We start from the raw sequence: 13,838 nt of genomic DNA, 5'->3' as shown, positions 1-13,838 counted from the left end.
TCGGTGCGCTTCTCATCACGTGTCAGTTCACGCGGGTCGCGGCGCGGGTCACGCGGCGCGGGCGAAGCGGCCGCGGTGTCCTCTCACCGCCTCTTCGGGTTCCTGGCTCCGCGAGGAGGAGCGGCGCGCCTTCTTGGCCTCCCGCGCCAGGCGGTATGCGTCGGCCTCGCGGATGAGGTCGGCGGTGCGGGCGGCTGCGATCTCGTACTCGAACATCTCGTACTCCCTGGTTGCGTTGCTCGGGCACCTCGTTCGGTGTGATCCCAGCTTCGCGTCCCAGGGGGTGCCGGCACATCGGTCGCATGCCGCATCTGCCGGGGGCAGGGGGCCTTAGTCCGGGGCCGTGTGTTCCCCGGACGGGCTCAGGAGACCTAAGGCAGTGCCTAGCCGGCTGCCTTCGGGATGGCGAGGAGGAGGTCGAAGTACATGAGGACGAAGAGCAGGATGCCCAGGGCGCCCAGGGCGATGCCCGCCCAGGAGACGGACCGCACCCAGGTGGGGAGGATGCGCTCGGGGCTGCTGAAGGCGGGCAGGGCCAGCACGAAGACGGCGATGATCAGGGCCAGGGTGGAGAAGATGCCGTTCACCAGGGCGGTGGTGTGCCACGGGCCGGCGAACTGGGCGGCGATCTGCGCGTTGGCGTCGGCGGCCTGGGACAGCTCGAGGCGGCCGGTGATGCTCGTGCGCTCGGACACGATGCCGGCGACCCAGCTGCCGCTGAGGGCGACGACGGACAGACCCGCGGCGACGATCGCGGAGGCGGCGGATCCGACGTGGCTCGGCTCCGCGTCCTCGGCCTGGTCCTCGTCGAACGAGTCGTCGTCCAGGTCCCCGTCGGCGAGCGCGGCGTCGGCCTCGGCCTCGGCGGGCTGGGGGGTCTCGGCCTTCTCGAGGTCGACCGTGGTGGTGTCCGCCTCGGGGGCGTTCGGGGCGGGGGTCTTCGTGGTGTCCATGCGGGGCACCGTAGGCGGCCTGTCTGAGAGTCTCATGAGAAATGCGGCGGGCCCCGCCGCGGCGGGGCCCGGTCGGGGCTCAGGCTGGACGGGCCGCGGTCCACTCGTCGGCGAGGACGCTCCAGACCTCGGTGCTCTGGCGCACGCCCCGGTGCAGGTGGTTCTCGCGCATGACGCCCTCGCGGGTCAGGCCGAGGCGCTCGGCGACCGCGATGCTCTTCTTGTTTCCGGTGGCGACGTGCCATTCCACGCGGTGCATGCCGCGCCCGTTGAAGGCCCAGTCGATGAGCACCCGGCAGGCGGCGGTGACCAGCCCTCGTCCGGCGGCGGCCGGCTCCAGCCAGCAGCCGACCTCGCAGTTGCCGGCGGCCGCGTCGAAGGCCGGGTAGAGCACGCCGCCGACGAGCGTGCCCTCGACCCAGATGCCGAAGAAGCGGGTGCCATCGTTCGCGGCCTTCTCGGCGTTCGTGCGGAGCAGCTCGCGCGCGGAGGCCAGGTCGGTGGCGCGGTCGGGGAAGCCGACGAACTGTCCGATGAACTCGCGGCCCCGGTCCATGTGGGCGAGGAACTCCTCGGCGTGCCACACCTCCAGCGGCTTCAGCTGGGCGTCTTCGGCGAGGTCTATCGCGAACATGCGTGGAGTCCTTACGACTGGTCAGCGGGACACGGATACGGATTCAGCGGGCTCCGCGCCGTCTTCGCTCGGCCGCTGTGCCGGAAGTTTCGCATGCGGGCCACGGTCGGGGGGCTCGATGCTGATCCGGGGCAGCCTCCGGTCGAGCCATGCGGGCAGCCACCAGTTGGCGCCGCCGAGCATGTGCATCAGGGCCGGGACGAGCAGGGTGCGCAGCACGAAGGCGTCGAGGGCGACGGCCGCGGCGAGCGCGATGCCGAACATCGCGATGATCCGGTCGCCGCTGAGGACGAAGGCCAGGAACACCGCGATCATGATGACGGCGGCCGAGTTGATGACCCGGCTGGTCTCGGCGAGGCCCACGCGCACGGCCCGCCGGTTGTCCCCGGTCTCCAGCCACTCCTCGTACATCCGGCTGACGAGGAAGACCTGGTAGTCCATCGACAGTCCGAACAGGACGGACACCATGATCACGGGCAGGAAGGGTTCGATGGGCCCGGCGCTGCCCAGGCCCAGCAGTTCGCTGCCCCAGCCCCACTGGAAGATCGCCACGACCACGCCGAAGGAGGAGGCGACGGCGGCGATGTTCATGGCCGCCGCCTTGACCGGGATGCCGATGGACCGGAAGGCCAGCAGCAGGAGCACGCAGCCCAGGGCGACGACCACGGAGACGAAGAGCGGGAGCTTGCCGACGATGACCTCGGCGAAGTCGTCGTAGCCGGCCGTCACGCCGCCGACGTGGACCTCCATGGAGTTGTCGTGCACGGAGCGCGGGATGACGTCCTCGCGGAGCCGGTCAACGAGGTCGCTCGTGGCCCGGGACTGGGGGGCGGAGTCGGGTACGACGGTGAGGACGGCGGTGTCCCCGCTCCGGTTGAGGACCGCCGGGCCGGTGGCCGCCACGCCCTCGGTCGTACGGAGCGCTTCGGCCAGCCGGTCCACGGCGAGCCGGTCGCCCGCGCCGTCGAGGCGGGCGACGACGGTGAGCGGGCCGTTCGTGCCGGGCCCGAACCCGTCCGCCAGCAGGTCGTAGGCCTGCCGGGTGGTGGAGGTGGCCGGGTTGTTGCCCTGGTCGGAGGTGCCGAGGTGGAGGGAGAGCGTGGGCAGGGCCAGCACCAGCATGACCGTGGTGGCGACGACGCCCAGCAGCTTGGGGTGGCGTTCCACGAAGGCGGACCAGCGGACGGCGAAGCCGGTGGCGTGCTCGGGCCGCGGGCCCTCGGCGGCGAGCCTGCGGCGCTCGCGGCGCGAGAGGGCACGCATGCCGATGTACGAGAGGAGGGCGGGCAGCAGGGTGACCGAGGCGGCGACCGTGAGGACCACCGTCACGGAGGCGGCGATCGCGACGCCGTTCAGGAAGCTCAGCCGCAGCACGAGCATGCCGAGCAGCGCGATGCAGACGGTGGCTCCGGCAAAGACGACGGCGCGGCCGGTGGTGGCGACGGCGTTCTCGGCGGCCTCCTCGACCGGGAGTCCGCGGGCCAGGCCCTTGCGGTGCCGGGTGACGATGAACAGCGCGTAGTCGATCCCGACGCCGAGGCCGACGAGGGTGCCGAGCATCGGGGCGAAGTCGGCGACGGGCATCGCGTGGCCGAGCAGGGTGATGCCGAAATAGGCGGTGCCCACACTGACCAGGGCGGTCGCGATGGGCAGCAGGCTCGCGGCGAGCGAACCGAAGGCCAGGAAGAGGACGAGGGCCGCGACGGCCACGCCGATGACCTCCGCGAGGTGGGCGGAGGGGGCCTCGGTCAGGGCGATGGCACGGCCGCCGAGTTCGACCTGGAGTCCGCCGGCCTCGGTGACGGGGTTCTTCGCCACCTCGACGACGGCCTTGGCCTGGGTTTTGGGTACGGCGTCGGCCGGCCGGTCGAAGGTGACCACCGCGTAGGCGGTGCGGCCGTCGGCGCTGATCCGGGCGACGCTCTCGGGGCCCGGGCCGTAGGGGCCGGCGACCGATCCGACGCCGGGGAGCACGGCGACGGCGTCGAGCGCGCGGGTCATGCGCTGCTCGACGCCGGGGGTTTTGACGCTCTGCCCGTCGGGGGTCCGCCACACGATGGTGTCGGTGTCCCCGCCTTGGCCTTGGAAGCCCTCGCGGAGCAGGTCGTGCGCCTTGCCGGACTCGGTGCCGGGGACCTCGTAGTCATTGGAGAACGCCGATCCGGCGGTCACGGCGGCAGCCGCGGTCCCCCCGAGGGCGAGCAACCAGATCAGAACGGCGAGGAGTCGGTGCCGCATGCACCACCGTGCGATCGCTGCCAACGGACGTGCTCCCTGAGGGGTCGGATCTTTACCGGGAGACAGCCCGTCGCAAAGAACGCGTGAACTCGTTGAAGGCCCGGCCGAAGGTCCGGAGGATCGCCCCGGGGCTCCGGCCAAGATGGTCTACACCTCAACGATCTCAGCGTTTCGTGATCGTTGGCCCCTTTCGTGTGCATCGTCACAGGGCGGGGGGGAGGTGCGGGACCTTGGTCACCGTGAGGGGCGGCCGGAGGGCTCGTGCCGGTCGTGCGGCTGGTCCCGGTCCTCGGGCTCGTCGACGCGGTAGCCCGGGATCGAGGGCCAGCGGACGGTGAGGACCACGGCGTCCTCCTCCGCGTACCAGGAGTGGTCGACGCCGCGCCCCCAGAGCACGTAGTCGCCCTGCTCGGCGAGGACGACGGTCCGCCCCGGGAACTCCAGCCGGAAGCGGCCGCTGATCAGCACCAGCAGCGCGGTGCGCTTCTCCGCGGTGGCCCAGCGCTCCCGCTCGTCGCCCTTCGGGTGGACGCCCCACTTGATCTCCACGTCCTCGCTGTGACGGGGGTCGGAGGGGTCCTTGAAGTGGCCGAGGAGCCAGCCGCGGTCGGCGGCGGCGTCGGGGGTGGCCTTGCCGGTGTAGATGGTGGAGTCGTCGTTCACGGGGCTGAGGCTAATGCAGTTGTGCGGGCTGCCCGGACACTGGTCAGCTGGTGCGATGACCATGGATCACGAAGAACTCCTGAAGGTGCGCGCCGCGTACGACGTCCGGATGCGCCGCGATGCCGAACCGGACGCGGCGCAGGCGCGCGTGGAGCGGGCCGGCGCGGTCGTCCGCCAGACGGTGCCCGGCCTCGGCTGGAACGGCGTGCTCTGGTCGGACCTCGACGCGCGGACGGCGGACGCGGAGATCGCCGCGCAGGTCGCGCACTTCGCGGGGCTGGGGACGGCGGAGTTCGAGTGGAAGCTGTACGACCACGACCGGCCGGCCGACCTGGGGGCGCGGCTGCGGGTGGCGGGGTTCGTACCGGAGCCGCCCGAGACGCTGATGGTGGGCAGGACGGCCGAGCTCGCGAAGCTGCCGGTGGATCCGCCCGAGGGCATCACGCTGCGCGTGGTGACCGACGAGGCGGGGGTGGACCTGATGATGGACGTCCACGCGCGGGCCTTCGGCACCGAGCGGCCCCGGATCCGGGAGCAGCTGCTGAGCCTGCTGCGGGAGCAGCCGGACTCCATCGCCGCCGTCGTGGCGATGGCGGGCGACACCCCGGTCAGCGCGGCCCGGATGGAGATGCGGCCGGGTACGCCGTTCGCCGGCCTCTGGGGCGGCGGCACGGACCCGCGGTGGCGCGGCCGGGGCATCTACCGGCTGCTGGTGGCCCACCGGGCCCGCGTGGCGGCGGAGCTCGGCATTCCCTACCTCCAGGTGGACGCGTCGGCGGACAGCCGCCCGATCCTGGAGCGCCTCGGCTTCGAGGTGCTGGGGGTGACCACCCCCTACATCTGGTCCAGGGGATAGGCGGGCGGTGTGGCCGGAAACGCCTGTTCCGGCTCCGGGGCGGCGGGCAGGATCGTCCGCATGGAACGCACCGAACGCACCGAACCCGCCGAACCCGCCGAACCCGCCGAACCCGCCTACCGGATCGATCCGCCCCTCACCGGCGACGAGCGCGAGACCCTCCGGGCCTACCTCGACTACCACCGGGCCACCCTCGCCTGGAAGTGCGAGGGCCTGTCCGACGAGCAGTTGCGCCGTACCTCGACGCCCCCGTCCACCCTGTCGCTGCTGGGCCTGGTCCGGCACATGGCGGAGGTCGAGCGGCACTGGTACCGCCGGGTCCTGAACGGCGAGGACATCCCGCACCTGTGGTCGGACAGCCACGACTTCCAGGCCGCCTACGAGGTCTCCGGTTCGGGCCGCGCCGAGGCGTTCGGCGCCTGGGAGGCGGAGGTGGCCCACTCCCGCCGCATCGAGGCGGCCGCCGCGTCGCTCGACGTGACGGTCCACGTGCCGCGCTGGGAGAAGGAGGCCTCGCTGCGCATGCTGACGCTCCACCTCATCCACGAGTACGCCCGGCACAACGGCCACGCCGACCTGCTCCGCGAGGCCATCGACGGGGTCACCGGCGACTGAGCCGGCGCTGCCCGCGCGCCGCCCGCTCTCGCTGGGCTCCCGGACCGGACACGGATACGGACGGGGACACGGATACGGCGGCCGGGCTCAGGCCGCGCGCCAGTAGCCCAGTGCGTTCACCCGCTGCTTCGGCAGGGCGAGTTCCTTGCGCAGGTACGCGACCAGCGCGCGGGTCGTCGCCGTGTCGCAGGCCAGCCAGACGTACGCCGACGCCGGGTCGGAGCCGACCAGCTCCGGCAGCTCCGCCCGGACCCGGTCGGCCAGCGCCGTCCCGGACCGCGGCACCCGGCGGACGTCGTGCCGGTCCACGTGCTCGCGCAGCGGCAGCCCGGAGTCGGAGTCGTGCTGCGTCTCGAACCAGACCGTCGCGGGGGTCTGCGGGTAGGCGTCCAGCAGCGAGTTGATGGCCGGGAGGGACGCCGTGTCGCCGATGACCAGCAGCCGCTCCGGCGCCGGGTCCGGAGCGGTGAACCCCGTCCCCTGCACGGTGGCCTCGACGGTGTCCCCGGCCTTGGCCGTGCGCGCCCAGTCGCTGGCGACGCCGTCGTGCAGGGCGAACTCGAAGCAGAAGGTGCCCGCTTCCGGATCCGGGTCCACCAGCGTGTAGGCGCGCTGGTGCGGCTTGCCCGCGCCCTCGAGCCACACGCGCACCCACATCGTCGGGTGCAGCGACTCCCCGGCGGCGGCCAGCAGCCCGCCGTCCGTGAAGTACACCCGGCGGTAGTGCTCCGTGACGTCTTCCGCGCCCGTCACCGTGAAGGTGAAGTCCTTGCCCCTGAACAGCTTGAGGACCACGCCCTCCCAGCCCTTGACTACCGCCATGTCCAGCCCCTCCCCCGACACCCTTATAGTTAGGCCAGCCTAACCTAATGCACCATGGGGAAGAGTGTGAGCAGCGTGATCAGTGAGAGCAGCGCGAGCAGCGGCGACCGGGCATCCGGCAGCGCCCACGAGGCCCGCGAGGCGTACGGGACCCACGAGGTCTTCCGCGATCCTTGGGGCATCCCCCACCTGCGCGCATCCGACGCCCTCGCCCTGGCCTACGCCCAAGGCCGCGTCACCGCCCTCGACCGGGCCTGGCAGCTCGAGGTCGAGCGCCACCGCGCCCAGGGCTCCAGCGCCTCCTTCCTCGGCGCGGAGTGCGTTGCCTGGGACCGCTTCGCCCGCCAGAGCCGCATCGACGACACCGCCCGCCGCTGCTACGAGGCCCTGGACGCCGACGACCCCGAGACCGCCGCCTGGGTCCGCGCGTACGTCGACGGCGTCAACGACGGGCTCGGCGCGGGCGCCTCCCGCGACGAGCGCTTCGCGCGCACCGGCCTGACGGCCACGCCCTGGGAGCCCTGGGTTCCGCTGGCGATCTGGACCGCCACCCACATCCTGTTCGCCGGCTTCGCCACCAAGCTGTGGCGCGACCGCGTGGCCCGCGCCCTGGGCGAGGACGCGGTCACCCTCTTCGCCACCGACGGCCCCGGCACCGCCGGCAGCAACGGCTGGATGGTGCCGGGCGACCGCACCACCACCGGCGCCGCGATCATCGCGGGCGACCCGCACCGGTTCATCGAGGACCCGGGCGTCTACCAGCAGATACGTCTCTCCTGCCCGGAGTACGACGTCCTCGGCCTGGCCGTGCCCGGCGTCCCCGGCCTCGCCCACTTCGGCCACACCGGCTCCGCCGCCTGGGCCATCACCAACGCCATGGCCGACTACCAGGACCTGTACACCGAGCAGCTGCGCGGCGAGGGCCCCGGCATCGAGGCGCTCGGACCGGACGGGGTCTGGGAGGCCGTCGCCCGGCACACCGAGACCATCACCGTGGCGGGCGGCGAGGGCGCGCCCGAGACCGCCACCGAGGTCGAGGTCGAGGTCCTGGAGACCGCCCGTGGCCCGGTGATCGTCAACGAGGACGGCCGCACGCTCTCGCTGCGCTACCCGCCCCGCGTCCGCGAGGACCTCGGCTTCGGCGCCCTGCCCGCCCTGCTGCGCGCCCGTACCGTCGCCGACATCGACCGCGCCTTCGACGGCTGGGCCGAGCCCGTCAACGTCGTCCACGCCGCCGACTCCGAGGGGGGCCTGCTGCACCGCGTCGCGGGCGCCGTGCCGCTGCGCGACAGCGCCAACCGGCTGCGCCCCGTGCCCGCATGGGACCGCGGCCACGACTGGCAGGGCTGGGCCGAGACCCCCGCCGAGCCCGTGCAGGGCTTCGCCGTCATGGCGAACGCCCGCGGCATCGCCTCCCCGCTGGGCGTGGAGTTCGCGCCCCCGCACCGCGCCAACCGCATCCGCGAGCTGCTCAGCGGCTCCGCCGACTGGTCGCCGAAGGCGATGGCCGACGTACACGCGGACACCCGCCTGGCCTCCGCCGAACCCCTGCTCGCCCTGCTGCCGGCGCTCGACGGGCTGTCCCCCGCCGCGGCCGCGCTGCGCGAGCGGCTGCTGGCCTGGGACCGGCACATGGCGGCCGACAGCACCGACGCCACCGTCTTCGCGGCCTTCCGGACCGCGACCGTACGGAGCCTCGCCGCCGATCCCGTCTTCGCGGACCTGGCCGGCGCCCCCGCCGGCCCGGCGGTGTTCCACCCCTGGCTGTACCTGGTCCCCCGGATCGGCTACGCCCTCGAAGGCCTGCTCACCACCTCCCTCCTGCCCGGCCTCGACCGCGCCGCGCACGTCCGGGCCGCCCTGGAGGAGACGGCCTCGGCCGGCGCCCCCGACGCGCCCTGGTCCCAGGTCCACCGCCTCGCCCCCTGGTCGGCCCTGCCGGACCCGGAGGCCGAGTGGCCCGGCCTCGGCGGCGACCACGACTGCGTGAACGCCACCTCCTCCGTCCCCGGTTTCACCGACCTCACCGCCCGTGCGTCGGCGGCCCGTTACGTCTGGGACCTCGCCCGGCGCGAGGACAGCCTCTGGGCGGTCCCGCTCGGCGCGGACGGTGTCCCCGGCGCACCCCACCACCGCGACCAGCTCCCCCTGTGGGCACGCTGCGAACTCGTCCCCGTCGTCACCGACTGGACCCGTCTCACCAAGGAAAACGCATGATCTCGACCAGACAGCCCGTGTACAGCCACCTCGTCGAGGGCTTCGGCACGGTCGCCATCACCCCCGTCGACCCGGCCGCCGACTCCGCCCTCATCCACGGCTGGGTCACGCAGGAGCGGGCCCGCTTCTGGGGCATGGGCGAGGCCAGCCGCGAACTGGTCCAGGAGATCTACGAGGACGTCGACCGCCGCACGACGCACCACGCGTTCATCGTCAGCCGTGACGGCGAGCAGGTCGCGCTGTTCCAGACGTACGACTGCGCCGAGGACCGGGTCAGCGAGTGCTACGAGGTCCAGCCCGGGGACGTCGGCCTGCACCTGCTGATCGGCCCCAGCAAGGGCGCCGCCGAGCACGGGTTCACCTCCTCCCTGCTGACGGTCTTCCTCGGCTTCCAGTTCTCCGTCGGCAAGGCCCGCCGGGTGATCGCCGAGCCGGACGCCCGCAACGAGAAGGCCATCGCGGTCCTGGTGCGCAACGGCTTCGCCACCGGCCCCGAGATCGAACTCCCGGAGATCGACCTGCCCGAGGTCTACCTGCCGGCGAAGAAGGCCCGCCTGACCGTCTACGACCCGCGCGCCGCCGCGGCGTCGGCCTGACCCCCGGCCGGCCATGCCCGCGGCCGGCGGACCTGCCGGCCAGCACGCCCGCCGGCCGGCACGCCCGCCGCGGAAACGGCAGACGGCCCCGCACCGGACTTCCGGTGCGGGGCCGCCGCCGTGGTACCTGCCCTGCCGCTACTCGGACACGCCCAGGCGCTCCAGGATGAGCTCCTTGACGCGCGCCGCGTCGGCCTGGCCGCGGGTGGTCTTCATGACCGCGCCGACCAGCGCTCCGACGGCCGCGATCTTGCCGCCGCGGATCTTGTCGGCGATGGCCGCGTTGCCCGCGATGGCCTCGTCCACGGCCGCGCCGAGCGCGCCCTCGTCCGAGACGACCTTCAGGCCGCGCTTCTCGACGACCTCGTCCGGGGTGCCCTCGCCGGCGAGGACGCCTTCGAGGACCTGGCGGGCCAGCTTGTCGTTCAGCTCGCCCGCGGCGACCAGCGCCGCGACCCGGGCGACCTGCGCCGGGGTGATCGGCAGCTCGTCGACGACGACGCCCTGCTCGTTGGCGTTGCGGGCCAGCTCGCCCATCCACCACTTGCGCGCGGCGGTCGAGTCGGCGCCCTCCTCGATCGTGGCGACGATGGAGTCCACCGCGCCCGCGTTGAGGATCGACTGCATGTCGTGCTCGCTGACGCCCCACTCCTCGCGGAGCCGGTTGCGGCGCACGCGCGGCATCTCCGGCAGACCCCCGCGCAGCTCCTCGACCCAGGCGCGGGCCGGGGCCACGGGGACCAGGTCGGGCTCCGGGAAGTACCGGTAGTCCTCGGCGTTGTCCTTGATGCGGCCGGCCGTGGTGGAGCCGTCCTCCTCGTGGAAGTGCCGGGTCTCCTGCACGATCGAGCCGCCGCCGCTCAGCACGGCCGCGTGACGCTGGATCTCAAAGCGGGCGGCGCGCTCGACGGAGCGCAGCGAGTTGACGTTCTTCGTCTCGCTGCGGGTGCCGAACTCGGACTCGGGGGTCGGGCGCAGCGACAGGTTCACGTCGCAGCGCATCTGACCCTTGTCCATGCGGGCCTCGGAGACGCCGAGCGCCTTGATGACCTCGCGCAGCTCGGCGACGTACGCCTTGGCGACCTCGGGGGCCCGTACGCCCGCGCCCTCGATCGGCTTGGTGACGATCTCGATGAGCGGGATGCCGGCGCGGTTGTAGTCCAGCAGGGAGTGGGACGCGCCGTGGATGCGGCCGGTGGCGCCGCCGACGTGCAGCGACTTGCCGGTGTCCTCCTCCATGTGGGCGCGCTCGATCTCCACGCGGAAGATCTCGCCGTCCTCCAGCTGGACGTCGAGGTAGCCGTTGAAGGCGATCGGCTCGTCGTACTGGGAGGTCTGGAAGTTCTTCGGCATGTCCGGATAGAAGTAGTTCTTCCGGGCGAAGCGGCACCACTCGGCGATCTCGCAGTTCAGCGCGAGACCGATCTTGATGGCGGACTCGACGCCGATCGCGTTGACGACCGGCAGGGAGCCGGGCAGACCGAGACAGGTCGGGCAGGTCTGCGAGTTGGGCTCGGCGCCCAGCTCGGTGGAGCAGCCGCAGAACATCTTGGTCTTGGTGCCGAGCTCGACATGGACCTCGAGGCCCATGACGGGGTCGTACGACGCGAGGGCGTCTTCGTACGACATCAGTTCGGTGAAGGTGGTCACGGTGAAACTTTCCCTCTCAGCCCAGCAGGACGTCGTCGTCGCCCAGGCGCTTCAGCTCGCGGTACAGGATCGCGAGGCCGGTGACGATGGCGGCGGCGGACACGGCGGCGTCGACAAGCCGCAGCATGTCGCCGTCGCTGCGGGCAAGCTTGGCCTGCTTGGCGACGCTCACGGCACCGAACGCGGTGGAGGCGAGCGAGACGTAGACGCCGGTCTTCGACTTCTTGAAGTTCTTGGCCTTCTTTGCCATGGCACTCACAGGGACGGAGCCTCCTCGAGCAGCGGGTGACCCCAGCGTGCGACGAAGGCGGCCTCGACGGCGGCACCGACCTTGTAGAGCCGGTCGTCCTTCATCGCCGGGGCGATGATCTGCAGCCCGACCGGGAGGCCGTCCTCCGGTGCCAGGCCGCAGGGGAGCGACATGGCGGAGTTGCCTGCGAGGTTGGTCGGGATGGTGCACAGGTCCGCGAGGTACATCGCCAGCGGGTCGTCGGTGCGCTCACCGATCGGGAAGGCGGTGGTCGGGGTCGTCGGGGAGACGATCACGTCGACCTGCTCGAAGGACTTCTCGAAGTCCTTGGTGATGAGCGTGCGGACCTTCTGGGCGGAGCCGTAGTACGCGTCGTAGTAGCCGGAGCTGAGCGCGTACGTGCCGAGGATGACGCGGCGCTTGACCTCGTCGCCGAAGCCGGCCTCGCGGGTCAGGGCGGTGACGTCCTCGGCGGACTTGGTGCCGTCGTCGCCGACGCGCAGGCCGTAGCGCATGGCGTCGAAGCGGGCCAGGTTCGAGGAGCACTCGGACGGCGCGATCAGGTAGTACGCGGCCATCGCGAGGTCGAAGGAGGGGCAGTCCAGCTCGACGATCTCGGCGCCGAGCTCCTTGAGGAGCTCCACCGACTCGTTGAACCGCTGGACGACACCGGCCTGGTAGCCCTCGCCGGCGAACTGCTTGACCACACCGACGCGCATGCCGGCGACGGAGCCGTTGCGGGCCGCCTCGACGACCGGCGGGACCGGGGCGTCGATGGAGGTGGAGTCGAGCGGGTCGTGGCCGGCGATGACCTCGTGGAGCAGCGCGGCGTCCAGGACCGTACGGGCGCAGGGGCCGCCCTGGTCGAGGGAGGAGGAGAAGGCCACCATGCCGTAGCGGGAGACGCCGCCGTACGTCGGCTTCACACCGACGGTGCCGGTGACGGCGGCGGGCTGGCGGATGGAGCCGCCGGTGTCCGTGCCGATGGCGAGGGGCGCCTGGTACGCGGCGAGCGCAGCCGCGGAGCCGCCACCGGAGCCGCCGGGGATCCGGGTGAGGTCCCACGGGTTGCCGGTCGGGCCGTAGGCGCTGTTCTCCGTCGACGACCCCATGGCGAACTCGTCCATGTTGGTCTTGCCGAGGATCACGACGTCGGCTTCCTTCAGCTTGCGCGTCAGGGTGGCGTCGTAGGGCGGGATCCAGCCTTCGAGGATCTTCGAACCGACGGTGGTCGGGACCCCGACGGTGGTGAAGATGTCCTTGAGGGCGAGCGGTACGCCGGCCAGCGGGCCGAGCTTCTCGCCGGCCGCGCGCTTGGCGTCGACGGCGCGGGCCTGGGCGAGGGCGCCCTCGCGGTCGACGTGCAGGAAGGCGTGGACCTTCTCGTCGGTCGCGTCGATGCGGGCCAGGTGGGCCTCGGTGACCTCGACGGCCGTGAGCTCGCCGGAGGCGATCTTCTCGGCGGTCTGGGCCGCCGTGAGCTTGATGATGTCGACCATGGCTGTTAGTCCTCCCCCAGGATCTGCGGCACCTTGAATCGCTGCTGCTCCTGGGCGGGAGCGCCGGAGAGCGCCTGCTCGGGGGTGAGCGAGGGACGGACCTCGTCCGCGCGCATGACGTTCGTCAGGGGCAGCGGGTGGGAGGTCGGCGGGACGTCTTGGTCGGCGACCTCGGAGACGCGGGCGACCGCGCCGATGATGTCGCCGAGCTGTCCGGCGAAGTGATCCAGCTCGTTGCTGGACAGCTCAAGGCGCGCCAGCCGAGCGAGGTGGACGACCTCCTCGCGCGTAATGCCAGGCATGCAGCGATCCTCTGGGGGTGGGTGGATGTGTGGTTTCGGAGCCAATCCTATGGGGCGGGGCGGCCGGGCTGCGAAACGGTTTGCCCTTGCGCCGCGAAGGGGCCGGCCCGAAGCCGCCGGGCGCGACCTCCCAGGCTCCGCCCGAACCCGCCCCCGATCTCGGGCGCGGCCCAAGCCGGGGCTCCGCCCCGCACCCGTCCCCCGATCTCCGGCGCGGCCCAAGCCGGGGCTCCGCCCCGCACCCGTCCCCCGATCTCGGGCGCGGCCCAAGCCGGGGCTCCGCCCCGCACCCGTCCCCGATGTCGGGCGCGGCTCAAAGACCGGGGCTCCGCCCCGCACCCCGCGCCTCAAACGCCGGCGGGGCTGGATTTGCCCGATGTCGTCGGCCTTCTGCGGCTGGATGGCCCCCGGAGGGAGGCCGCACCTACGGACGCAGCCGAGGCATATACAGCCCCGCCGGCGTTTGAGGCGTGGGGTCTGGGGCGGAGCCCCAGCAGCGGCGGCTAGCCGGCCCGGTCGGCTCAACCAGCCCCGCCGGCGCTT

The 13,838-nt window shown here is 72.6% G+C and carries 14 protein-coding genes; 4 read left to right on the top strand and 10 right to left on the bottom strand.

Translation table 11 applies throughout. The features are described 5' to 3' along the window. Positions 1-48: 48 nt before the first annotated feature. From ACFWP3_RS12955 to ACFWP3_RS12935, 5 genes are all read right to left on the bottom strand, one after another. The gene (locus tag ACFWP3_RS12955) at positions 49-216 is read right to left on the bottom strand and encodes a hypothetical protein (protein WP_384219593.1); all 168 of its coding nucleotides are present in this window, start codon (positions 214-216) and stop codon (positions 49-51) included. Between the two features lie 167 nt (positions 217-383). Beyond that, positions 384-953 (bottom strand): hypothetical protein, encoded by a 570-nt coding sequence (locus tag ACFWP3_RS12950; RefSeq protein ID WP_384219591.1) that lies wholly within the window; start codon positions 951-953, stop codon positions 384-386. A 79-nt stretch (positions 954-1,032) separates the two neighbouring features. Next, positions 1,033-1,587, bottom strand: coding sequence for a GNAT family N-acetyltransferase (locus tag ACFWP3_RS12945; RefSeq protein ID WP_384219588.1), 555 nt, complete (start codon positions 1,585-1,587; stop codon positions 1,033-1,035). Positions 1,588-1,608: 21 nt separating this feature from the next. Beyond that, positions 1,609-3,849, bottom strand: a complete 2,241-nt coding sequence (locus ACFWP3_RS12940; RefSeq protein WP_384219585.1) for an MMPL family transporter — start codon at positions 3,847-3,849, stop codon at positions 1,609-1,611. A gap of 210 nt (positions 3,850-4,059) precedes the next feature. Beyond that, positions 4,060-4,488 (bottom strand): signal peptidase I, encoded by a 429-nt coding sequence (locus ACFWP3_RS12935; RefSeq protein ID WP_384219583.1) that lies wholly within the window; start codon positions 4,486-4,488, stop codon positions 4,060-4,062. 61 nt (positions 4,489-4,549) lie between these two features. Here ACFWP3_RS12935 and ACFWP3_RS12930 point away from each other — a divergent pair, with 61 nt between their 5' ends. Continuing rightward, on the top strand, positions 4,550-5,344 hold the full coding sequence (locus tag ACFWP3_RS12930; protein WP_384219649.1) for a GNAT family N-acetyltransferase: 795 nt from the start codon (positions 4,550-4,552) through the stop codon (positions 5,342-5,344). Positions 5,345-5,404: 60 nt separating this feature from the next. Continuing rightward, positions 5,405-5,959 carry a DinB family protein gene (locus ACFWP3_RS12925; RefSeq protein ID WP_384219581.1) on the top strand — a complete coding sequence of 185 codons (555 nt, stop codon included), beginning with the start codon at positions 5,405-5,407 and terminating at the stop codon, positions 5,957-5,959. 87 nt (positions 5,960-6,046) lie between these two features. Here the strand turns inward: ACFWP3_RS12925 and ACFWP3_RS12920 are convergent, their stop codons facing one another. Beyond that, entirely contained in the window at positions 6,047-6,781 is a 735-nt protein-coding gene (locus ACFWP3_RS12920; protein ID WP_384219579.1) for a siderophore-interacting protein, read from the bottom strand. A gap of 54 nt (positions 6,782-6,835) precedes the next feature. Between ACFWP3_RS12920 and ACFWP3_RS12915 the strand changes: the two genes are divergently transcribed. Both ACFWP3_RS12915 and ACFWP3_RS12910 read left to right on the top strand, forming a co-directional pair. Beyond that, entirely contained in the window at positions 6,836-8,998 is a 2,163-nt protein-coding gene (locus ACFWP3_RS12915) for a penicillin acylase family protein (protein ID WP_384219577.1), read from the top strand. Then, entirely contained in the window at positions 8,995-9,594 is a 600-nt protein-coding gene (locus ACFWP3_RS12910; RefSeq protein ID WP_384219575.1) for a GNAT family N-acetyltransferase, read from the top strand. Before ACFWP3_RS12915 ends, ACFWP3_RS12910 begins: the two co-directional genes overlap by 4 nt. A 138-nt stretch (positions 9,595-9,732) precedes the next feature. Here the strand turns inward: ACFWP3_RS12910 and gatB are convergent, their stop codons facing one another. The 4 genes from gatB to gatC are packed head-to-tail and all read right to left on the bottom strand — an operon-like array spanning position 9,733 to position 13,295. Further along, entirely contained in the window at positions 9,733-11,223 is a 1,491-nt protein-coding gene (gene gatB, locus ACFWP3_RS12905; RefSeq protein WP_384219646.1) for an Asp-tRNA(Asn)/Glu-tRNA(Gln) amidotransferase subunit GatB, read from the bottom strand. 37 nt (positions 11,224-11,260) lie between these two features. After that, the gene (locus tag ACFWP3_RS12900) at positions 11,261-11,494 is read right to left on the bottom strand and encodes a hypothetical protein (RefSeq protein WP_250765831.1); all 234 of its coding nucleotides are present in this window, start codon (positions 11,492-11,494) and stop codon (positions 11,261-11,263) included. Positions 11,495-11,499: 5 nt separating this feature from the next. Then, positions 11,500-12,993 (bottom strand): Asp-tRNA(Asn)/Glu-tRNA(Gln) amidotransferase subunit GatA, encoded by a 1,494-nt coding sequence (gene gatA, locus ACFWP3_RS12895; RefSeq protein ID WP_384219573.1) that lies wholly within the window; start codon positions 12,991-12,993, stop codon positions 11,500-11,502. A 5-nt stretch (positions 12,994-12,998) separates the two neighbouring features. Further along, entirely contained in the window at positions 12,999-13,295 is a 297-nt protein-coding gene (gatC, locus tag ACFWP3_RS12890; RefSeq protein WP_030010586.1) for an Asp-tRNA(Asn)/Glu-tRNA(Gln) amidotransferase subunit GatC, read from the bottom strand. Between the last annotated feature and the right edge of the window lie 543 nt (positions 13,296-13,838).

It is taken from the genome of Streptomyces sp. NPDC058525 (assembly GCF_042719495.1).
Classification (GTDB): Bacteria; Actinomycetota; Actinomycetes; order Streptomycetales; family Streptomycetaceae; genus Streptomyces.
The sequence above is the reverse complement of the archived record's forward strand: the minus strand, read 5'-3'. Positions and strand labels throughout refer to the sequence as shown.